At 75.3% G+C, this 2,153-nt stretch carries 2 protein-coding genes and 1 tRNA gene; 2 read left to right on the forward strand and 1 reads right to left on the reverse strand.

The genetic code is table 11. The features are described 5' to 3' along the window. Positions 1–129: 129 nt before the first annotated feature. Together CCN35_RS27065 and CCN35_RS27070 are read left to right on the forward strand one after the other, a co-directional pair. Positions 130–441, forward strand: coding sequence for a dsRBD fold-containing protein (locus tag CCN35_RS27065; protein WP_067394803.1), 312 nt, complete (start codon positions 130–132; stop codon positions 439–441). A 14-nt stretch (positions 442–455) separates the two neighbouring features. Further along, entirely contained in the window at positions 456–1,784 is a 1,329-nt protein-coding gene (locus CCN35_RS27070; RefSeq protein ID WP_067395047.1) for a phosphoribosyltransferase family protein, read from the forward strand. A 162-nt stretch (positions 1,785–1,946) separates the two neighbouring features. Here the strand turns inward: CCN35_RS27070 and CCN35_RS27075 are convergent. Further along, positions 1,947–2,030 (reverse strand) — tRNA-Leu (locus CCN35_RS27075). Positions 2,031–2,153: the final 123 nt, after the last annotated feature.

The raw sequence follows: 2,153 nt of genomic DNA on the forward strand, positions 1-2,153 counted from the left end.
TCTGCCCCCGCGCCCCGGCCCCGCCGGGCGGGACCCCGCCGCCGCTGCGGCCCACGCCCGGCGGGGGCACAGTGGGAAGAGGGCGCTGTCCCGCGCCGCACGTCCAGCCCGGCCGAGGAGGGACCGACGATGACCCGACCCATCGGCAACCGGCCCCCGACCGCCAAGGAGTGGCGGCTGAACCTGTACCTGTCCGAGCACGACCCGGACACCACCGCCCGGGTCGTCCTGGACACCGGCGACAACGTCCTGGAGGCCTGCGCGGAGGCCCACCGCAGCCCGTCCGACCCGGACGTGCCCGAGATCGGCGAGGAACTCGCGGCCGGCCGTGCGCTGATCGCGCTGGGCCGTGAGCTGCTGCGCGCCGCCAACGACGACATCGAGGCGGTGGGGGCGTCCGAGACGACGTCACCCGCCCCCCTGTGGGAGCCCAGGGAGTGATGAAGGAGCCGACGGTGCTCTTTGCGAACCGTACCGAGGCGGGCCGGCAGCTGGCCGCCCGCCTGGAACATCTCAAGGGCCAGGACGTCGTGGTGCTCGGCCTGCCCCGGGGAGGGCTGCCGGTCGCCGAGGCCGTCGCGGAGGCCCTCGAGGCACCCCTGGACGTGTGCCTGGTACGGAAACTGGGGGTGCCCTCCCGGCCGGAGCTCGGCATGGGAGCCATCGGCGAGGACGGCGTACGCGTCCTCGGCCAGGAGGTGCTGCGGGCGGCCCGGGTCCAGCCCGAGGTGCTGGCCCGCATCGAGGAGCGCGAGCGCCACGAGCTCGAGCGGCGGGCCGTCCGCTACCGCGGCGAGCGGCCCCCGGTCGCCGTCGCCGGCCGGACGGTCGTGATCGTCGACGACGGCGTGGCCACCGGCTCCACCGCGCGGGCGGCCTGCCGCACGGTGCGTGCGCGGGGAGCGGCGAGGGTCGTCCTCGCGGTCCCCGTGGCGCCACCGGACTGGACGGAACGGCTCGCCGGGGAGGCCGACGAGCTGGTCTGCCTGGCCACCCCGGTGGACTTCTTCGCGGTCGGCCAGTTCTACGCCGACTTCGCCCAGCTCGACGACGAGGACGTGGTCGCCGTCCTCCGCCGGGCGGCGGGCCGCTTCCCGGCCGGCCGTGAGGGGGCCGGCCGTGAGGGGAACGGCCGTGAGGGGGTCGACCGTGAGGTGGAGGTGGTGGCCGGGGCCGTGCGTCTCGGCGGGCACCTGGCCGTGCCTCCCGGTGCCACCGGCGTCGTGGTCTTCGCCCACGGCAGCGGCAGCGGACGCCACAGCCCGCGCAACCGCTTCGTCGCCGAGGGCCTGCACCAGGGCGGTCTGGGCACCCTCCTGTTCGACCTGCTCACCGAGGACGAGGCACGGGACCGCGCCCATGTGTTCGACATCGCGCTGCTGGCCGGCCGCCTCGCCGACGCCACCTCCTGGCTGCGCGCCCAGCCCGCCGCGGAGGGCCTGGCCGTCGGTTACTTCGGCGCCAGCACCGGCGCGGCGGCCGCCCTCTGGGCCGCCGCGGAACCCGACGCCCGGGTCGCCGCCGTGGTCTCCCGCGGGGGCCGGCCGGATCTCGCGGGACCGAGGCTTCCGGCGGTGACCGCTCCCACGCTGCTGATCGTCGGCGGGGCCGATCTCATGGTCCTCGGCCTCAACCGGCAGGCGCAGTCCCGTCTGCACTGCGAGAACCGGCTGGTCACGGTCCCCGGCGCCACCCATCTCTTCGAGGAGCCCGGCGCCCTGGAGAGGGTGACGGAACTGGCCCGCGACTGGTTCACGGACCACATGGCGGCGGCGCACGTGTGACCCCGCGGGACCGGAAGGGACCCGGAAGAGCCCGGAAGGAGGGCCGACGGGGGAAGAAGCGGAGAACGGAGGACGAGCAGAGGGAGAGAAGCGGGGGAGACGGGAGCGGACAAGAAGAAACGGTGCCGGCCTAAGAAGTCGGCCGGCACCGTTTCCGTGCGGTGTCCGAGGGGGGACTTGAACCCCCACGCCCTATACGGGCACTAGCACCTCAAGCTAGCGCGTCTGCCATTCCGCCACCCGGACGAGGCGTGCGCCGTGCGGGGCGCTCCCGCGGCGACGAAGGAAACCTTACCAGGCTTTCGGGCGGGCTCGATCACCCGGCTCGCGCGCCGGACCGTGCGCCGGACCGTGCGCCGGACCGTGCGC

It is taken from the genome of Streptomyces thermovulgaris (assembly GCF_002155915.1).
GTDB classification, from domain to species: domain Bacteria; phylum Actinomycetota; class Actinomycetes; order Streptomycetales; family Streptomycetaceae; genus Streptomyces; species Streptomyces thermovulgaris.

Excerpts from the sequence above, each read along its gene's own strand:
- CCN35_RS27065 (WP_067394803.1), top strand. The coding sequence starts at position 130 with ATGACCCGACCCATCGGCAACCGGCCCCCGACCGCCAAGGAGTGGCGG.